Source organism: Streptomyces noursei (assembly GCF_016917755.1).
GTDB classification, from domain to species: Bacteria; Actinomycetota; Actinomycetes; order Streptomycetales; family Streptomycetaceae; genus Streptomyces; species Streptomyces yunnanensis.
Genome location: NZ_CP070326.1, coordinates 1,576,333 through 1,593,952, shown reverse-complemented (window position 1 = coordinate 1,593,952; position 17,620 = coordinate 1,576,333). Strand labels below are relative to the sequence as shown.

Genomic DNA, 17,620 nt, shown 5'->3' with positions numbered 1-17,620 from the left:
CCTCCTGAGCGCAGCCCCTTCCGGCGCAAGCAATCCCCAACCTTCTGCAACCAGAGACGTTCATGAGATGACGCCGCCGCCTGGCGAGGCGGCGGGAAGGGAGTGCTGTGACTGTGTGGGAAGTCGAGGGGCGAAGCGGAGCCCGCTGGGCGCTGGTCTCGGTCGCGTTGGGGGTCTTCTGCATCCAGCTCGACTCGTTCGCCTTGAACCTGGCCCTGCCGCACATCAAGGATGAACTCGGCGTATCCACCGGTCAGTTGCAGTGGGCGGTCAGCGCGTACCTGCTGTCGTGCGGCACACTGATGTTGGGCGCGGGCCGGATGAGTGACCTGTTCGGCCGGCGCCGCCTGCTGATCGGGGGACTGGCGCTGTTCGGACTGGCGTCGCTGTGGTGCGCACTGGCGCCCTCGCTGCCGGTGTTGGTGGCGGCCCGTGTGGTGCAGGGCGCGGGCGGCGCGTTGATCATGCCGGCCGGACTGGCGCTCCTGACGAACGTCTTCCCGCCCGGCGTGCGCGGCCGGGCCACGGGGTGGGCGCTGGGCATCGGCGGACTGGCCACCGCCTGCGGCCCGTTCGTCGGCGGCGCCCTGACCCAAATGGTGTCATGGCGGGCAGTGTTCTGGCTCAACGTGCCGCTGGGTGTGGTGGCTGCGATCTGCGCCCGCCGGGCCCAGGAGTCGCGGGACACCACGGTCTCCGGGCGCGTCGACTGGCCGGGGCTGGCCACCGGGACCGCCGCCGTCGCTGCCCTGGCCCTCTTCTTCGACCGTGGCCCGGTATGGGGCTGGACATCCCCCGCCGGCCTCGGCGCGCTGTGCCTGGTGGCACTGGCACTGGTGGCCTTCGTGCGGATCGAACTCCGCACGGCCGATCCGCTGATCGCCCCCGCGCTGTTCCGCAACGGCGCTTTCGTGGCGCTGACCGCGGCGGGCGCGGTGGCCAACGCCGCGACCGTGGTGTTCCTCTTCGTCGTACCGCTCTCCCTCCAAGGCGGCCAGCGGCTGACGCCGTTGATGGCCGGGGTGGCCTTCGTCGCCCCCGCGGCAGCCATGGCCGCCGCCGGTCCCTTCGCGGGCCGGGTGACCAGCGCACGCGCCGTACCGGTGATGGCGACGAGCCTGGGAGCGGGCGCGGTGGTCCTGCTGGCCGCGGCGTTCGTCTCCGGACTGCCTCCGTATCTCGCAGCGGTGACCGCCAGCGGGGCGGCGCTGGGCGTCGGCAACGCCCTGACGCTGACCGCCACCCAGGGCGTCATCCGGCCCGAACGCGCCGGTGAGGCATCCGGCTTGACCAAGACGGTCATTACCGTTGCGGCCGGACTGGGGGTGGTCGCCGCAGGCCCCGCGGCCGACCCCGGCGGCACCGCGGCGACTGGCGACAACGGGCCCTTGGCCGTGGCCGGAGCCAGCTGCCTGGCGGCCAGCCTGCTGCTGGTCCTGTGGAGGTGGCTCGGGCGCGGCCGGCGCGCTCGGCGGCCGCAAGAGCCGGTGCCTTCGGCGACGGACAGCGTGGTGCACTGACCGTCGGCATCACCCTGCGCGGCGGCTCCTGGCCGGCCGGCTGCCGCCGTCTCCACCGCCGCCAGGCGACTGTGGGCGTTGTGCGCGGCCACCACGATGCCGGTGCCGGGACCGGGCCATTGCCGATGAAGGCCCCGGCGACCAACGGGCGGCCGGCGGCCGGTGGGGTCAGGCACCGCGCCTTGCGAGGAAGAGGTGCGGCAAGTGCGGTGGCCACACGAGGTGTCCGAAGAGGAGGGCGATCAGTCAGGCGAGGAGGGTGCCGACGAGGCGGGCGGCGCTCTCGCGGGGGTCGCCGATGGCGGTGGGGTTCGCGAGGACCAGCACGATGATGGTGGCCATGGCCGTGTGCCCGGTGTACGACCAGTCGGTGAGCGCGGGAACCAGGGCGCCGATCGTCATGGCGAGGGCGATGAGCGTCCAGCCGTGCGGGGCGAGGGCGGCCAGCCCCAGGGCGAGCAGGATGCCGGCGATCGTGCCGGCGGCCCGGTGCAGGGCTCGGTGGTGCAGGGGCATGGCGTCGGGGCGGAAGACCAGGCATGCGGTATGGGGGGAGAGCCATGAGGCGTGGCGCGGGTGGAGCGCCGCGGCCACGGCCGCCGCGAGCCCGACGCCTCCTTGAGCAGCACACCTCCGCCATCCTGCGTCGCCTGGGCCTGGGCCCTGGGCCTGGGCCTGGGCGAGCACGAGCTGCGCTTGCCGCAGGGGAGGTGAGGCTCAGGGTGACTGGTGCGGGAGCGACATCCATCCTGGCACCGGCCGCGCTCACTCGTTCAGGCGTTTGTCAGATGCCGCACAGGCGGTGAACGGCCACGGTAGAGGTGAGGGTTCAGCGGATCGGTGAGACCCTCCCTGGCGCTGCGCTGTCCTGACATCGATACTGCCGGCCTCGCGCGGCGACACCGAGGAGGTGGACGATGAGCCTGCCGCTGATCGCTTCGATGTGCGGCGATCCGTTCTTCGGCGCCCCGTGTGCACTCGATGGCCGGCGCAGGATGTCTGCGGTGCGGGCCGAGGTGGACTCGTGCCTGGGCAACGGGCCGTTGAGTCAACGTACATGCCATCCAGCAGAGGGATGATGATGGATCCGAACGGGGCAGAACCCGTACACACCGTCAGTGTGCTGTCGGTGGAGCGTCAGCCCGGCTGCCCCTTCGACCCGCCCGAGGAACTGACGCGTGCGCGCCAGCACGGTCCCATCAGCCGATGCCTCCTGCCCGGCGGCCGCCAGGGCTGGCTGGTCACTGGCTACGACCTCGTCCGATCGGTCTTGGCCGACTCGCGGTTCATGTGCATCAGGGGGCTCACACTCGATTCGTACGTGGATATCAGCGACGTCGTGGTTCCTCCGGTGGCACCAGGCGAGTTCACTTTCATGGACGAGCCGCAGCACACCCGTTACCGGAAGCTGCTGGCCGGCGAGTTCACCGTCCGGCGGATGCGCATGCTCACGGAGAGCATCGAGCGGGTCACCGCTGACCACCTGGACGCCATGGAGAAGGACGGGCCGCCGACGGACCTGGTGACCGCGTTCGCCGAGCCCATCCCCGCGATCATGATCTGCGAGCTGCTGGGGGTGCCGTACCAGGACCGAGGCTCCTTCCAGGCACAGTCCGCGACACTCTTCAACGGGGATGCAAGTGCAGAGGAGCAGTTGGCCGCCTACACCGCGCTTCGGGAGTACATCGCGCAGCTGGTGGCCGTCAAGCGTGCCCACCCCACCGGCGATGTGCTGGGCGACCTGACCACAAGCAACCTGACCGATGAGGAACTGACCGGTGCCGGTTTCCTTCTGCTGGCAGCCGGGCTCGACACCACCTCGAACATGCTGGCGTTCGGCACCTTCGCCCTGCTGAGCCACCCCGTTCAATGGGCTGCGCTGCACGCCGATCCCGCGCTCGCCGACAAGGCCGTCGAGGAACTGATGCGGTATCTCTCCGTCGCCAAGACCTTCATGAGAACCGCGTTGGAGGACGTCGAACTGGGCGGCCAGACCATCACGGCCGGTACCACGGTGCTCCTCTCGCTCCACACCGCCAATCGCGATCCCCGGCGCTTCCCCCAACCCGACACTCTCGACATCGAGCGGCAGGCCATCGGACACCTGGGCTTCGGCCACGGCAGACACCAGTGCCCGGGCCAGCAACTGGCCCGCGTCGTGATGCGGGTCGCCTTCCCCGCGCTGGTCAACCGCTTTCCCTCGCTGCGCCTGGACGTACCGCCCGAGGCGATCGACTTGCACTCCGAAACAGCGGATGTCTTCGGGGTGCACAGCCTCCCGGTCGCCTGGGGCGCGTGATCCTTTCGAGGCTGTCTTCGTAGTTCACGGCTCACGAGGACGGCGAGTCCGAAGTCGTCTTCCGCCGCGGCGAGTTCGGGCCGCTCCCTCTCCCGCCTGTTGCGCTGCCGCGGTCATCGCCGTCCCACGGGGTCGTTTCACGACCCGTCGGGCCTGTCCTGGCGCCTGCCTTGACGGCGAGGCGCGCGTGCCCCGTCCAGGACCAGGTCGACCAGGCGCGGGACCAGGGTCTCTTCCAGTGGCTCGCCGGTGAGCAACACCCGCGCCAGCAGGGGACCCGTGATGGCCTCGACCGTGAGGTGAGGGTCGGTGTCGGCGGCCAGTTCTCCTCTGTCGATGCCGCGGCCAAAAGGCTGCCCCCATGCCCGTGGACCCCTCGATCGAGGCCCTGCTCGACCACGTCAACGCTCACCCCCTTCCGCGGATCATCGACACCGACCCGCGGATCCTGCGGGAGCTGAACCGGCAGACGGGCGCCACCGCCGTGGTCGTGGCCGTCGAGTACCGGCTGGCGCCGGAGCACCCCTTCCCCGCCGCCTACGACGACTGCATGGCCGCCACCCGCTGGATCGCCGAGAACGCGAACGGCTACTTCCTCGGCACCCGGGACGTCCTGGACCTGCAACACCTCTACGCCGGCCACGACCCTGCCCTGCGTGGCTCGTTCACAGTCTCCCCGCTGCCCGCCGACAGCTTCGCCGGCCTCGCCCCCGCCATCGTCGCAACCGCCCAGTACGACCCCCTGCACGACGAGGGCAACGCCTACGCCCAGGCCCTGGAAGACGCAGGCGTCGACGTCTTCGCCCGCACCTACGCCGGGCTGATCCACGGCTTCCTCAACCTCTTCCCGGTCGCCCCGGCGGCCGACGCAGCCGTCACCGAGCTGTCCACCCAGCTCAAGCACCAGCTCCGGCGGGCGGGCGGCCACCGCCCATGTGCCGGCGCTGGCCGGGCTCGACGGATACGAGTTGCGGGCGCTGAACGCCAGCAGCGCCGAATCGGCGCGTGCGGCCGGCGAGAAGTATGCGGTGCCGCTGACCTTCGGGAGTGCACGGGAGCTGGCCCGCAGCGAGGAAGTCGATCTCGTGGTGGTGACGGTGAGGGTTCCGCACCATCTGGAGCTCATCCGACCCAGGGACGTGCTGACGGCCGTCGGCCTGCAGGCCCGGTCGGCGCCGCCGCTTCGGTATCTGCGGGACCTGGTCGCCGAGGGCCACGTGGGGCGGGTGCTGTCGACCAGCATGCTCGGATCGGGCTGGATCGGCGGCGCCATCTACGACGACAACCATGCGTACGTGCTGGAGGCCACCAGCGGCGGCACGCTGCTGTCGATCCCCTTCGGGCACTCGGTCGACGCACTGACCATGGTGCTCGGGGAGTTCCGCGAAGTGTCGGCTCACATCGAGAACCCGCGGGGAACCTTGGGCCGGACGAGGACGGCGTTCCCGACTTCCGGCACGCCCTCCGGCGACACGACATGCTGGAGCGGATCCGAGAAGCGGCACGCACCGGACGCAAAGCCACATTCGCGGAGCGGGCCCGATAGTCCCCCGGTCCGCGCGGCCGTCGCTACGGCGCTGCTGCTCGGCGTGAACGACGGTCGGTCCGGCGCGGTCGCCGCGCTGCGGCTGTGCGGGGCGCGGATCACCGGCCCGTGCTCGGCTCGGGGGTGCGGCCTGGGGGGCGGGTGGCGCCGATGGCGGCGAGGGCGACGGCGAGCACCCCGGCCCATTGCGGGGTGGCGAGGTGCTGGCCGAGGAGGAGCAGGCCGATGAGTGCTCCGACGGCGGGTTCGAGGCTGGTGAGGATGCCGAAGACGCGGGGTGGCAGGCGGCGGAGGGCTTCGAGGTGGAAGGTGTAGGGGAGGACGCTGGAGAGTATGGCGACGGCGGTGGCCAGGGCGAGGGTACCGGGGTCCAGGAGCCGGGTGCCCGCTTGTGCGAGGCCGTAGGGCAGGCTCAGCAGGGATCCCCAGGTGACGGCGAGGGCCAGTCCGCGCCCGTCGGGGACGCGTTCGGCCAGGCGTTTGCCGACGAGGATGTATCCGCCCCAGCAGCATCCGGCGAGGGAAGCGCAGGCGAGTCCCGCGGCGTTGAGAGGGATGCCGGAGTTGCTGAGCAGCACGACGCCGGCGGCGGCCAGGCCGGCCCACAGCAGGTCGGTGGCACGGCGTGAGCCGAACAGCGCGACGGCGAAGGGGCCGAGGAACTCCATGGTGGTGGCAGCACCCAGCGGGAGGCGGTCGACCGCTTCGTAGTAGCCGAGGTGATGGACGGCGAGCAGGGTGCCGGCGGCGGCCGCGATGCCGAGGGTGCCACGGTCCCATCGCAGTCCCGGCCGCCACAGTGCGGTGAGGACGACTGCGGCGATGCACAGGCGCAGGGTCACCACTCCCGCCGGCCCCACGGTCGGATAGAGCCGGGTGGTGAGCGCGGCTCCGCACTGCAGGCCGACCACGCCGCCCGTGACCAGCGCCGGGGCAGGCATGGCGCCCAGTCCTCTGCTGATCGCGGCGACAGTGTGTGCGCGGCGGGTGTGGAGCTGGCTGATGGGTGACCTCCTTCGTCTCCGGCACGCCGCAACGCGTGCCGGTCTCCGGTCGAGCAGCACGCAACCTTTCGCGAAGACCGAGCAACTGCTGCGCCAGCAGCTCCATGTCCTGCGCTTGGTACTCCCGCGGCACGTCCTTCAGTTGCGCGGAGAGGACCTGGCGGGCCCGCTCGCCGAAGCGGACGTCGCCGGAGGGTGCGACCGCGACGCCGTCGTGTTCGGCCATTGGGCAGGCGGTGGATCTCGGTGTCGCGATGTGGGGGAGCGTGGCACGAAGAAAACCTGCCTACAACCCCCGATCGGCAACGAAATCCGAAGTTTCCAGGGGGTGTTCGCGCTGCAGATCGTTTCCGGTCACAACGCCAGCGAGGTCCTGTCCGCGGCTACGCCCGCACCCGTCGTCCGTGCGGATCGGCCCGTGCGAGCGGCTTCGGCGAGGCAGCACGCCAACTGGTGCGGCAGCAGCGGCACGCCCGCGGTCCAGGCGTCTTGCGCCGCGGGGCTCGCGTCAGCAGGAGGGGGCGATTCCCCAGGCGGCGGCTCGGGCGGCGGCGGCCGCGCGGTTGGGGAGGTCCAGCTTGGCGAGGATGTGCTCGATGTGGGTCCCCACGGTGCGCGGCGCGATACACAGCCGCTCGGCGATCTCTCTGTTGGTGCGCCCTGTGGTCAGTTCGGCCAGCACCTGGACCTCCCGCGGCGAGAGCCCACCAGGTCGCCGCGCGTCCGCTGCGGGGTCGGTCGCGGTGGCCTCCTCGCGCGGCGGGCCTCCTTGCGCGACGGCCGCGGCGAGGGCCTCAGTAAGAAGGGTGACCACGGCGCGCGCCGGGTCGGGCGTGCGCCGTGGTCGGCGGGTGCTGACGTTGAGCATGCCGACGTACCGGCCGTCGGCGCTGAACAGGCACTGGGCCACGCCGTCCTCGATGCCCAGGGGAGAGAGCACCTCCTGGAAGCCCGGCGATGCCGCCAGGAGGTGACAGGGGACGTCCCTGAGCCAGAGACCGCCTCGGGCCGGGCTGTGGAGCACGGCGAACACCGGGTCGTGGTGGAGGCGGGTCTCGATGTAGGCGGTGGCCTCGTCCGGGTAGCTTCCGGCCAGGGTGGTGTGGCGCCGGCCCAGCGGATCCCATCGGGCCAGGGAGGCGTGGTCGTACTCCATCACCTCCGACAGCGCCGCCAGGACCGCGTCGAGCCCGGTGGTGCCGCTCGTGGCGCTTCGGGCGGCCTCGCGGACGTGGACGGCCGCGTCCAGGATGTCCGCCGTGCTCCGCTGCGCTGCCACCCCCCAAGGATGATCATGCGCCAGGAATGCGTCAATCGCGACGGGTCAGGTCAGTTGCGGAGGGCGTCGTGCACGACCTGCCCGTCGAGGACGGTCAGGACGACCGGCATCGTCGGGATGTCGTGCGGGTCGGCCGTGAGCAGGTCCCCGTCGAGGACACAGAGGTCGGCGACCTTGCCCGGCTCCAGGGAACCCTTCCAGTCGTCGGCGAAGTCCTGCCAGGCCGCGTCGATCGTGTACGTACGGAGCGCCTCGGCCAGGCCGATGCGCTGCTCGGGGCCGCTGACCCGGCCGGCGGCCTTCGACTCGCGCAGCACCATGGTGGCGACGCCCTGGCGCCAGTCCGGGGAGGTGACGGGGGCGTCGGACCCGCTTGCGACGCGCACGCCGGCGTCGAGGGCAGCGCGGTAGGGCCATGCGTACGCGGCCCGTTCGGCGCCGACGAACTCCTCCTCCATGTCGGCGACGGTCCATTTGATGGTGGGGTTCATGTTGACGCCGAAGCCGTGCGCGGCCAGCACCTTCATGCTGTGGGCGGTGAGGAAGTCGCCGTGGATGACGTAGTGGCGGGCGTCGGGCCGCGGGTGTCGGGCCATGGCCGCGGCGAAGGCGTCCGTGACGGTGTCGATGGCCCGGTCTCCGGTGACGTGGACGCCCATCTGGTGCCCGGCGGCGTGGGCGTGCTGGATGATGGCGTCGATCTCGGCGATCTTCTCGCTGTCGGTCTCGCCGCCGACGCACAGGGATCCGCAGCCGCCGCCGATGTACGGCTCGTTCATCCAGGCCGTCTTGTTGGGGACGATGCCGTCGGCGAAGATCTTGACCCCGTGGATCGTCAGGCGGCCCGGGTCGGTGTCCGCGGCCTCGCCTGCGGCGGTGAGGGTGGCGAGGGCGCGGGCGAACTCCTCGGCGGTACTGGCCATTCCGGTGGGTAGGAGCAGGACGCCGACGCGGGCGGTCAGTTCGCCGTCGGCCAGCAGCTCGCGGTAGACGTCGAGGGTCTGCGCGCCGAGTGCGCCGCGCATGATGCCGTCGCCGCCGGGGCCGAGCCCGGGCTCGGTGAAGCTGGTCACGCCGAGCCGGGCGAGCGTGGCGAGGGTCGACCTGATCGCGTCGGTCCGCTCCTGCCGGCTCAGCGGCGGCAGTGCGTGCTGGACGAGGGCCTGGGCCCCTTCGTGGAGGAGCCCGGTCGGCTCACCGGCCTCGTCCACGACGATGGCCCCGCCGGGCGGCGCGACGGAGTGCCGGTCGATCCCGATCAGTTCCAGCGCCTTGGAGTTGACCCAGGTGGCATGACCGGAGAAGGAGTACAGGACGACGGGGTGGTCGGGGCTGACGGCGTCGAGGTCGTGCCGCGAGGGCAGCCGTGACGGGTCGGAGACGCACTCGTCGAGGTAGCCGGTGTCCCAGCCGTGCCCCGTGATCCACTGCCCGACCGGGACCAGCCCGACGGCCTCCCGTACCCCCTCGGCCACGTCCGCGAGGGAGGACACGGCGGGATGGCTGAGGTCGACCGAGAGCGGTGGCGTCGACATGCCGAAGGCGCATCCGTGCAGATGGGAATCGTTGATGCCGGGAAGCAGGGTCGCTCCGTGCAGGTCGACGACGCGGGTGTCGGGCCCGACGAGCGGCGCGACGTCGTCCCGCCCGCCAACGGCAGTGATGGTCCCGCCGGTTACCGCAAGTGCCGAGGCGATGGAGAATTCCGCATCGACCGTGACCACCCGTCCGTCGAGAAACACCAGATCTGCGTACGCGTCCATGGAAGGTCCTTTCAAAAACCGGGCGCACCGCGGCCACCCGCGAACGATCTCCCGAGGACTATGAACCACGCCCCCACCAGCGCACATCGGTCATCCCACCGATACGCGCTCGCGCGGTGGCGGGCTGACGCCGCGCGCTCAGGAACGCGTCGGGCTCAGACCGCGCGGCAGAGGCACGGCGTCGTCCGGCGGTGTCGCTGGCCTCCCCTTGTGCGTCAGTCGTCGATGGCCTGGTAGAGCGTGGTCCAGAAGTCGTGGATGAGTTGTGCCGGGGCGGGGAGGGACAGCCCGACCTGGGTGAGGAGGACGCCGACGAGCCCGTTGTGCGGGTCGGCGTAGACGGTGGTGCCGGTGCCGCCGTCCCAGCCGAACTGGCCGATGGGGGCGTAGTCGCCGCGGTAGGTGCGTACCGCCATGCCGTAGCCCCAACCGCCGTGCTGTCCTTGGCCGAAGGAGATGTGGACGTTGTTGCGGGCCAGGTCGTTGCGGGCGGCGTTCTGTTCGGGGGTGAGGCAGTTGGTGGTCATCAGTTCCACGGCGGGCCGGGACAGGATGCGTTCGCCCTCGTGTATCCCGCCGTTGAGCAGCATGCGGAAGTAGGCGTGGTAGTCGTCGACGGTGGAGACCAGACCGCCGCCGCCTGACGGGAACGCCGGAGGCGTGCTGTACTGCCCGCCCACCGCCTCGTCCCACACGGTGAACTCCCCGGTCTGCGGGTTGGGTGTGTAGCAGGGGGGCAGCCGGTCGATCTTGCCGGCGGGCACGTGGAAGCCGGTGTCCTTCATGCCCAGCGGGCCGAAGATCCGCTCGTGCAGGAACGTGTCGAACGACTGGCCGGTGACCCGGGCGATGAGGACACCGAGCAGGTCGTTGCTGATCTGGTACTGCCAGTGCTCTCCGGGCTGGTGCATCAGCGGCAGCGTGGCCAGTTGGCGCATCCACTCGTCCGGCGCGGCCACCGCCGTCGCGCTCTGGCTGAAGATGCCCCGCTCGAAGACCGCGTCCATGATCGGGGTGCCCAGCGCCGTCAGATCCATGCCCAGGCCGAAGGTGGAGGTCACCAGGTCCCGTACGGTGATCGGCCGCCGCGCCGGGACGGTGTCCTCAAGCGGGCCGTCGACCCGCTTGAGCACTTGGCGATCGGCGAGTTCGGGCAGCCACGGCTCGACCAGGTCGTCCAGGCGCAGCCGGCACTCGTCCAGCAGGACCATCGCCGCCGCCATCGTGACCGGCTTGGTTGTCGAGGCCATCCGGAAGATCGTGTCCCGGCGCATGGGTGCCCCGCCGCCGTGGCGCATCGTGCCGATCGCTTCGACGTGCGCGTGACCGCCCCGACTGACCAGGGCGACGAGTCCGGGAATCTTTCCGGACTCCACGTGCCGCGCCAACACGTCGCGCACCCTGCGCAGCCCGGTTTCGGAGAAGCCGCCGTGCTGACCCGGAGTGATGTTGACGGACATGGTGTGGCTCCTTATGAGATGCGTGTGGTTGGTGGTTGGTGGTTGGTGGTTGGTGGTTGGTCGGGCGGTCAGAGGCTGCGGGCGGTGATGTCGCCGTGGGAGGTGGTGGCGCGGATGTCGAGGTCGGCGGTGCCGTCGTTCTTAAGTGCGTTGCTGACGCGGCCGTGGGCGGTGCCGGCATCGAGGGCGGCCGAGACGCCGCTGGCGGCGCCGATCGAGATGTCGCCGGCCTGGGTGTGGAGCACGACCTTGCCGCCGGTGGCCTCAGTGATCCGGATGTCGCCCCGTGCGGTGCTGATCTCCGCAGGCCCACCCAGCCGGCCGACCTCGACGTCGCCGTCGACCGCGGTGAGGTGCAGGCCGGCGATCTCGTCCAACTTGATCTGGCGGTAAGCCCCTTCGAAGACGACGTCGCCGAGTCGGCCGAGGGTCCGCAGTTCGGCGCTGGCGGTCCTGGCCTCAACTCGCGAACCGGCGGGCAGCTTGACCGTCACCTCGACCGACCCCGAAGGGCCGAAGTACTGGTCCTTCGCCGCCGAAACGATCCGCAGGACCCCGTCGGCGTATTCCACCGAGGTCTGCTCCGCCGCCTTCAGATCCCGGCCCTTCGAGGCGTTGGCGGGCAGGACCTCGACCACGGTGTCGGCCCGCTCCGCGGCGATGAACTGGACGCGCCCGGCGGGGATGTTCAGGACGGCGGAGATCGGGGTGGGGGTGTCGAACTTCTGCATTGTGCGCTCCCTTTGTGTTTGCGGTCCGGCTGTTTCCGAACGATGGAAACGCTACGTTGCTTTCCGTGACTCGACAACGAGTTCTTTGCGTGAAAAGTGCATCCCTGCAGGTAGATTGAGAGAAATCGTTGCAACGCCCTCTCGGGTAACGCAATGCTCAAGTGGCCAATCGTTGCAATGAGTTGAAGGTGAACGCTATGGCGGAGGCGCTTGGCCCGCCGGCGCCGCGCCATCGGCACGCCCGTCGCCACCGCCCCCACTCTGCGCCGGGGCACCAGCACGCGACCACCAGAACCGGCATGCTGCGCTGGTGCCAGACCAGACCAGACCAGACCAGACCAGACCAGACCAGACCAGGCCAGACGGCCGGACGAGCCGGCGCTGATGCGGGAGGCCGCCCATAGCCTGCGGCTGCACGGACCGGACCGGGACGACATTGCGGCAGACCTCGCGAAGCGGGCCGAGGCCCTGGAAGCTGGCTGATCATGCCGTGAGCCGGAGGCGGATCGAGGCCACGGTGACAGTGCCGTGGAAGACACCGGCACGCATGTCGAAGCCTGTGGGCCGCTCGCCTCGGCTGCCGCGGCGCTGGCGGTTGGCGCGCTGACTGCTCGGCTCGGGGATGGTGTGCTGATGCCCCTGCTCTGCCGTCTGCACAGCTTTCCGGACGGCAGTGGTGACGGTCGGCAGTGACGGCGGTCGGCTGCGTCCGGTCAACTTTCGTCGTGGGCCGACGCGACCAATGGCGGGTGCGGTTTCCGGCCACCGCTGCCTAACGTGGCCGCGTGACTCGTGTGGAACGTACAGGCCCTGTGGTATCGGCTCGCCGAGCGCTGGCGGCATGGTTGCGCACGGCGCCCCGGCGGCTGACCGATTCGGGCAGGGCGCTGTTCGCCCCCGGGATGTGGACGCCTGGGCGCGTCGCGGGTGAAGTGCTGCTGAGCCTGGTGCTCGGCCTGCTGGCGGCCGCCGGCGAGGCCCTGGGCACCGGGGGCACCGTACGGATCGTGGCGGTGGCCCTGGCCGCTGCGCTGCTGTCACTGTTGCGCCGGGTCCTGCCCGCGGCGGTGCTTCTGATCACCGCCATCGGTTCGACCGAGTTCGGCGGCCTCGGCCCGCTGGTTCTGGTCGCCGCATGGTCGGCCGGGCGGCGGATCAGCGGGGTCGGCAGGGCGGCCCTCACCTTCGCCACCGCGTATGTCCTCGCCCTCGGCCTGTGGCTCCTGCAGGTCGCGTCCCCCGCACTGCTCTTCCTGGCCTTCGCCGCCCCGTTCCTGCTGGTCGTGCTCGTCGTACCCGGCCTGATCAGTCGCTACTGGTCGCAGCGCCGCACGCTGGCGGACACCCTTCGGGAGTACAACGCCCAGCTGCTGCGCGAACGCGCGATGATCGCCGGACAGGCCCGGATGCGGGAGCGTCAGCGCATCGCGCAGGACATGCACGACAGCCTCGGGCATCAGCTCACGCTCATCTCGGTGCACGCCGGCGCACTGGAAGTGGATCGGGAGCTGACCGGACGGCAGCGGGAGGCCGTAGGGGTGCTGCGCGAGGCATCGGTGGCCGCGATGCACGAGCTGCGCGAGGTGGTGGGGCTGCTCCGGGACGGCACCGAGAATCCCCGGCAGGACAGTGCCTCCCAGGCCCTGCAGGCCATGGGGGAGGAGGACGCGATGGCGTCGTCGCGCGGGGTGGCCGGCATCGAGGGCCTGGTGGCGGCGTCCCGGAGCGCGGGGACGACCGTGGAGCTGCGGCGCTCGGGCGAACCCCGCCCGCTCGCCCCGACCGCCGATCACGCGGCGTACCGCGTCGTGCAGGAGGGCCTGACCAACGCCCACAAGCACGCCCCGGGTGCCTCGATCGCCATCGAGCTGCGCTACGAGCCGGATGCCCTGGTGGTGGAGGTCGTCAACGCCGCCGCCCCAGGGACAGCGGATGGCCAACGGAGCGTGGTGAGCGGCGGCCAGGGCTTGACCGGGCTCGGGGAGCGGACCCGACTCGTCGGAGGCATGGTGCACACCGGCCGGACCGCGGACGGCGGCTTCCGGCTGGCCGGGGTGCTGCCCTACACCCCGCCGGAGGGCGGTGCCCCAAGCCGCGCCGCCGGGGGAGCGACGGCGACGTTCGTCGATCCGACACACGACTTTCGGCAGCAGAACCCGGCGGTCGCTCCGGGCGAGGGTGACCTGGTCATCGACGGGAGCGGTCTGCCGAAGGAGCTGGTCAGGGCAATGACCAAGAACAAGAAGCGAAGCGGCATAGCGATCGGTTGCGGGATTGCGGCAGCGATCCTGGTGCTGCTGATGGTCGCCGGGGTCCTCGCCGCGCTCTTCCTGGCGGGGGAGTCGGACAAGGCCACGATCGATCCGAAGCAGTACGACGCGGTGAAGGTGGGCCAGTCCGAGGCGGAGGTCCGTGCGCGGCTGCCGCACGGCGACTCGTTCCTGGTCAACGGTCTGGACAAGGGCGCGCCGCCGGAGCCGAAGGGGGCGAAGTGCCTCGCCCTGATGTCCACCGAGGCCGGGAGCGCCTGGTACAAGGACCCGGTTTTCCGGTTCTGCTTCAAGGATGGCAGGCTGATCGAGAAGAAGTCCTTCGAGGTCAGGAACTGACGGAGACCGGCTTCGTGGTGACCGGAGGGGGCTCATGCGGGCGGGCTCGTTCGGGGATGATGTCAGGATGACCGCTCGGGACAGCGCAGGAGAGACGTGATCAGGGTTCTCATCACCGATGACGAGCCGCTCATCCGGGCCGGCATCAGGATGATTCTCACCTCGGCCGACGACATCGACGTGATCGCGGAGGCGGCCAACGGCCGCGAGGCGATCGAGTTGGCACGTGCCCAGCGGATCGATGTGGCGCTGCTCGACATCCAGATGCCGGTCATGGACGGGCTGACAGCCCTGACCGAACTACGCCGGACCGTCCCCGACACCCGCGTACTGATCCTCACGACCTTCGGCGCGCAGCAGAACGTGCTGCACGCGCTGACCGAGGGCAGCGCGGGCTTCTTGCTCAAGGACTCGGCACCCGCGGAACTCATCCGCGCGGTGCGCGCCGCGGCCGCCGGTCAGGCGTACCTGTCGCCGGGCGCCACCCGTCACGTCGTGGACTCGCTGGCGTCCGGCCGGACCACGCTCCGCGCCGAGCAGCGCCGCCGGCTGGAGACACTGACCGAACGCGAACTGGAGGTGCTGGCCCTCCTGGGCGAGGGCCGCTCCAACGCGGACGCCGGGCAGCGACTCCACATGAGCGAGGCGACGGTCAAAACCTACGTGAGCCGGATCCTGGCCAAACTGGACTGCGCGAACCGGGTACAGGCGGCACTCCTGGCACGGGACGCGGGCCTGACAAGCTGATCCCGCCAGCCGGCCCGGCACCGAGCCGGCTGGCGCGCAAGCCGGCCGGTGGCGGAGCGGCGGTCGGCAGGGCGCGAAGTCGCCAATACGGGGCGCACCAGCGCTCTGCGGGGAACACCAGTAGCAGTGGCCAGGCGCCCCTGAACTGCACGGTAGGTGCCTACCATCCCACCATGCGCCATAGGTCTGCTGTAACAGTCGTCATGCTCGCCGGTCTGGCTGCCGTGTCGGGTTGTGCCACCAGCGACGTCCCGGCACAGGGCACTCTGGTCTCCGCAATTCCCTCGTCCTCGCCGTTCGCCGGTGCCACCGGGGCCGCGCATGCCTGGTCCGCACAACGGATGCGGGGCGCACGGCCCTTCCGTCACCAGCCGGGGATCTCGCACACCCCACCGCCGACCACTTCCAACGCCCGGGTGGGCGCGGTGTTCAGTCACGGCGGCAACGGCGACCACTTCTGCACCGGGAGCGTTGTGGACAGCCCCGGCAAGTCCGTGGTGATCACCGCGGCACACTGCATCCACACCGGCAAGGACGGCGGCTACCAGACGGACCTGGCGTTCGTCCCCGGCTACCGCGACGGGCAGACCCCCAACGGCGTTTGGCCGATCACCAAGATGGTGGTGGACGACCACTGGGCGCAGTCCTCCGATCCCGGATACGACGTGGGGTTCGTCATCGTCGGCAAGCTCGACGGCAAGCGGATCGCCGATGTCCTGGGCGCCAACAGCTTCGGCTACAACGCCGGTTACGGCAACGACGTGCGGATCACCGGCTATCCGGCCAGCGGCCAGGACCCCATCTCGTGCGTCAACAAGGCCACGAAGTTCCAGACGGACCAGATGAAGGTGGACTGCACCGGCTACAGCGGCGGAACCAGCGGCAGCCCCTGGCTGACCCACTTCAACCGCGCCACACGTACCGGCGAGGTCATCGGTGTCATCGGTGGCTACCAGACCGGCGGTGACACCGACGACACCTCCTACAGCCCCTACTTCAACGACGCCATCAAATCCCTCTACGACAAGGCCATCGGCGAGGAGCACCAGGCACTGACGCCCTAGACGTTCGAGTCCCCTAGCGGGACAGACCCTGGTGCCGTCCACACGGCCGTCCTCGGGGTGCGTCGACTACGGCGTCATCAGGCCCCAGAACAGTGCCCAGGGAGCGAACACCGCGCCGGCGAGCGCCAGCAGCCCGAGGCGGGCGTGGGTCCGGCCCGGTGCCGAGGCCCTGGCCCGCCACCAGCCCAGGGCGGTGGCCGCGGTCGCCAGTGCCGTCCCGGCCGTCAGGAGTTGCAGGACGAGCCAGAGCACTGGACGGCTGCCGAGCACCGGGCCGGGGGTCAGCGTCGTCGCCACGAGGCCGAGGTATCCCAGGAAGCCGAGCACGGTGGCCAGTCCGGTCGCGGCCAGCCATCGCGGTGCCCGGCCGGCCCCGGGAGCGCAAGGGCGCCCGCGCAGGCGCCGCACCAGTTCCGCCAACAGGTACGCGGCGAACGAAACGACCATGAACAGGATGCCTGCGGCCTGTGCCGCGGATGACTGGTATCCGCGGAGAGGGGCCAGAGCGTGGCTCTGCCGGACCTGGCGGGGCGGGGCGTCGTCGGCCCGGTGCCCGTGTCCTGCCACCCAGGACGCCATGGTGTCGACGTAGCCGGGCGTCAGCTGCCTGCCCCGCTGGAAACCGTCGGGTGAGGCGTGGAGTTTGTGGTCGGCGTGCGGGAAGAAGCGGAGCGTCACGTCGGTGTTGCCGCCGTCGCGCAGTGCCTTCTCGACGGCGCCGGCGCTTTCCACGGGAGGTGACTGCTGGTCGTTTCCCCACATGGCGAGCACGGGTTGGCGTAGCCGCCGTAGCGCCGGCATCGGGTCGTAATCCGCCTCCGGGAGCAGACCGGCATCCGTGAGAAACCGCGTCGCGGTGACCGACAGGGTCCGCAGTGGTGATCCTGCGACGCCTGCGTGCCGAAGCTTGTTCTCCAGGGACCACGCCGACTGCCTGGCCGGGGACACCCCGGATGTGCCGACCAGCACCACGTACGAGACCTGCGTCGAGCGCGAGGCTGCCAGCGGAGCGACCCAGCCGCCCTCGCTGAATCCCCAGAGCCCGACCTTGTGGGGATCCACATCGGCGCGCCTGCTCAGCAACCGGGCGCCGGCCAGGGCGTCGTCGGCGAGTTGGGCGTAGGACCGCTGTGTCTGCGAGTAGCCCGTGGTTCGTTTGTCGTAGCTGAGGACCACGAACCCGACTCGTGCCATGGCCTGGACCTCGGCCTGGTAGTTCGCCCGCTTCTCGGGACCCGAACCGTGCACCAGCACGATCCCGGGCCGCCGCCCGGCCGCCCCGGCAGGCGCCGTGACCGTACCGTGCAGCGTCAAGTCCCCACTGCGGAACGCCACGCTCTCCTCGGTGCCATGCCCGGCAGGACGCGCCACGGCCACCCCGCCTGCTGCCACCAGAGCAGCCAGCACCACCATCACCCATACAGCACATCGGACCCGCATCCCGCCCCCCCTGCCTTCAGGAATCTCCCTCTCGAAAGCCTCGGTCGGGTACTCCTCGACGATCCTGCTTCGCATCGCAACGGTGGCCCATCCGGCAGGCCCGCCAACTGTGCTGGGGCTAGCCCCCGTTGGGGGATGCTGCCGCCCTGGAGGTGGAC

14 protein-coding genes and 2 pseudogenes are annotated in these 17,620 nt (G+C 70.7%); 8 read left to right on the top strand and 8 right to left on the bottom strand.

The window, feature by feature from the left end; all coding sequences use genetic code 11:
- The first annotated feature begins 107 nt into the window (after positions 1 to 107).
- A complete protein-coding gene (locus JNO44_RS06760) occupies positions 108 to 1,520 on the top strand; it encodes an MFS transporter (protein WP_240167460.1) in 1,413 nt (470 codons plus the stop codon).
- A gap of 246 nt (positions 1,521 to 1,766) precedes the next feature.
- Here the strand turns inward: JNO44_RS06760 and JNO44_RS06755 are convergent, their stop codons facing one another.
- On the bottom strand, positions 1,767 to 2,114 hold the full coding sequence (locus tag JNO44_RS06755) for an FUSC family protein (protein ID WP_205362249.1): 348 nt from the start codon (positions 2,112 to 2,114) through the stop codon (positions 1,767 to 1,769).
- 463 nt (positions 2,115 to 2,577) lie between these two features.
- Here JNO44_RS06755 and JNO44_RS06750 point away from each other — a divergent pair, with 463 nt between their 5' ends.
- Positions 2,578 to 3,819: a cytochrome P450 gene (locus JNO44_RS06750; RefSeq protein WP_240167459.1), complete on the top strand. Its 1,242-nt coding sequence runs from the start codon at positions 2,578 to 2,580 to the stop codon at positions 3,817 to 3,819.
- A gap of 137 nt (positions 3,820 to 3,956) precedes the next feature.
- On the opposite strand, the gene JNO44_RS06745 is transcribed toward JNO44_RS06750, so the two are convergent.
- Positions 3,957 to 4,142, bottom strand: coding sequence for a TetR family transcriptional regulator C-terminal domain-containing protein (locus JNO44_RS06745; RefSeq protein ID WP_420882742.1), 186 nt, complete (start codon positions 4,140 to 4,142; stop codon positions 3,957 to 3,959).
- A gap of 38 nt (positions 4,143 to 4,180) precedes the next feature.
- Here JNO44_RS06745 and JNO44_RS44760 point away from each other — a divergent pair.
- Together JNO44_RS44760 and JNO44_RS45085 are read left to right on the top strand one after the other, a co-directional pair.
- Positions 4,181 to 4,645, top strand: a pseudogene (locus tag JNO44_RS44760) (alpha/beta hydrolase fold domain-containing protein); the annotation flags it as partial.
- Positions 4,646 to 4,754: 109 nt separating this feature from the next.
- A pseudogene (locus JNO44_RS45085) lies at positions 4,755 to 5,168 on the top strand (gfo/Idh/MocA family oxidoreductase); the annotation flags it as partial.
- A 295-nt stretch (positions 5,169 to 5,463) separates the two neighbouring features.
- Here the strand turns inward: JNO44_RS45085 and JNO44_RS06735 are convergent.
- The 5 genes from JNO44_RS06735 to JNO44_RS06715 form a co-directional block, all read right to left on the bottom strand.
- Positions 5,464 to 6,306: an EamA family transporter gene (locus tag JNO44_RS06735; RefSeq protein WP_205362246.1), complete on the bottom strand. Its 843-nt coding sequence runs from the start codon at positions 6,304 to 6,306 to the stop codon at positions 5,464 to 5,466.
- Between the two features lie 571 nt (positions 6,307 to 6,877).
- Entirely contained in the window at positions 6,878 to 7,648 is a 771-nt protein-coding gene (locus JNO44_RS06730; RefSeq protein WP_205362245.1) for a helix-turn-helix transcriptional regulator, read from the bottom strand.
- A gap of 50 nt (positions 7,649 to 7,698) precedes the next feature.
- Positions 7,699 to 9,411, bottom strand: a complete 1,713-nt coding sequence (locus JNO44_RS06725; protein WP_205362244.1) for an amidohydrolase — start codon at positions 9,409 to 9,411, stop codon at positions 7,699 to 7,701.
- Between the two features lie 215 nt (positions 9,412 to 9,626).
- Positions 9,627 to 10,871, bottom strand: coding sequence for a serine hydrolase domain-containing protein (locus tag JNO44_RS06720; RefSeq protein ID WP_205362243.1), 1,245 nt, complete (start codon positions 10,869 to 10,871; stop codon positions 9,627 to 9,629).
- Between the two features lie 68 nt (positions 10,872 to 10,939).
- Positions 10,940 to 11,602, bottom strand: coding sequence for a DUF4097 family beta strand repeat-containing protein (locus JNO44_RS06715; protein ID WP_205362242.1), 663 nt, complete (start codon positions 11,600 to 11,602; stop codon positions 10,940 to 10,942).
- Between the two features lie 528 nt (positions 11,603 to 12,130).
- Here JNO44_RS06715 and JNO44_RS45080 point away from each other — a divergent pair.
- From JNO44_RS45080 to JNO44_RS06695, 4 genes are all read left to right on the top strand, one after another.
- Positions 12,131 to 12,295, top strand: coding sequence for a hypothetical protein (locus tag JNO44_RS45080; protein ID WP_420882621.1), 165 nt, complete (start codon positions 12,131 to 12,133; stop codon positions 12,293 to 12,295).
- Positions 12,296 to 12,504: 209 nt separating this feature from the next.
- Positions 12,505 to 14,211, top strand: a complete 1,707-nt coding sequence (locus tag JNO44_RS06705; RefSeq protein WP_205369434.1) for a sensor histidine kinase — start codon at positions 12,505 to 12,507, stop codon at positions 14,209 to 14,211.
- A 96-nt stretch (positions 14,212 to 14,307) separates the two neighbouring features.
- Positions 14,308 to 14,958, top strand: a complete 651-nt coding sequence (locus tag JNO44_RS06700; protein WP_073446095.1) for a response regulator — start codon at positions 14,308 to 14,310, stop codon at positions 14,956 to 14,958.
- 173 nt (positions 14,959 to 15,131) lie between these two features.
- Positions 15,132 to 16,022, top strand: coding sequence for a trypsin-like serine peptidase (locus tag JNO44_RS06695; protein ID WP_240167458.1), 891 nt, complete (start codon positions 15,132 to 15,134; stop codon positions 16,020 to 16,022).
- 66 nt (positions 16,023 to 16,088) lie between these two features.
- Here the strand turns inward: JNO44_RS06695 and JNO44_RS06690 are convergent, their stop codons facing one another.
- Positions 16,089 to 17,462 (bottom strand): alpha/beta hydrolase family protein, encoded by a 1,374-nt coding sequence (locus tag JNO44_RS06690; RefSeq protein WP_205362241.1) that lies wholly within the window; start codon positions 17,460 to 17,462, stop codon positions 16,089 to 16,091.
- Positions 17,463 to 17,620 lie beyond the last annotated feature (158 nt).

Bases quoted from the DNA above. Each gene is read 5' to 3' on its own strand.
- JNO44_RS06750 (WP_240167459.1), top strand. From the start codon at position 2,578: ATGCCATCCAGCAGAGGGATGATGATGGATCCGAACGGGGCAGAACCC.
- JNO44_RS06735 (WP_205362246.1), bottom strand. From the start codon at position 6,306: ATGCCTGCCCCGGCGCTGGTCACGGGCGGCGTGGTCGGCCTGCAGTGC.
- JNO44_RS06725 (WP_205362244.1), bottom strand. From the start codon at position 9,411: ATGGACGCGTACGCAGATCTGGTGTTTCTCGACGGACGGGTGGTCACG.
- JNO44_RS06720 (WP_205362243.1), bottom strand. From the start codon at position 10,871: ATGTCCGTCAACATCACTCCGGGTCAGCACGGCGGCTTCTCCGAAACC.
- JNO44_RS06715 (WP_205362242.1), bottom strand. From the start codon at position 11,602: ATGCAGAAGTTCGACACCCCCACCCCGATCTCCGCCGTCCTGAACATC.
- JNO44_RS06705 (WP_205369434.1), top strand. From the start codon at position 12,505: ATGTGGACGCCTGGGCGCGTCGCGGGTGAAGTGCTGCTGAGCCTGGTG.
- JNO44_RS06695 (WP_240167458.1), top strand. From the start codon at position 15,132: ATGCGCCATAGGTCTGCTGTAACAGTCGTCATGCTCGCCGGTCTGGCT.
- JNO44_RS06690 (WP_205362241.1), bottom strand. From the start codon at position 17,462: ATGCGGGTCCGATGTGCTGTATGGGTGATGGTGGTGCTGGCTGCTCTG.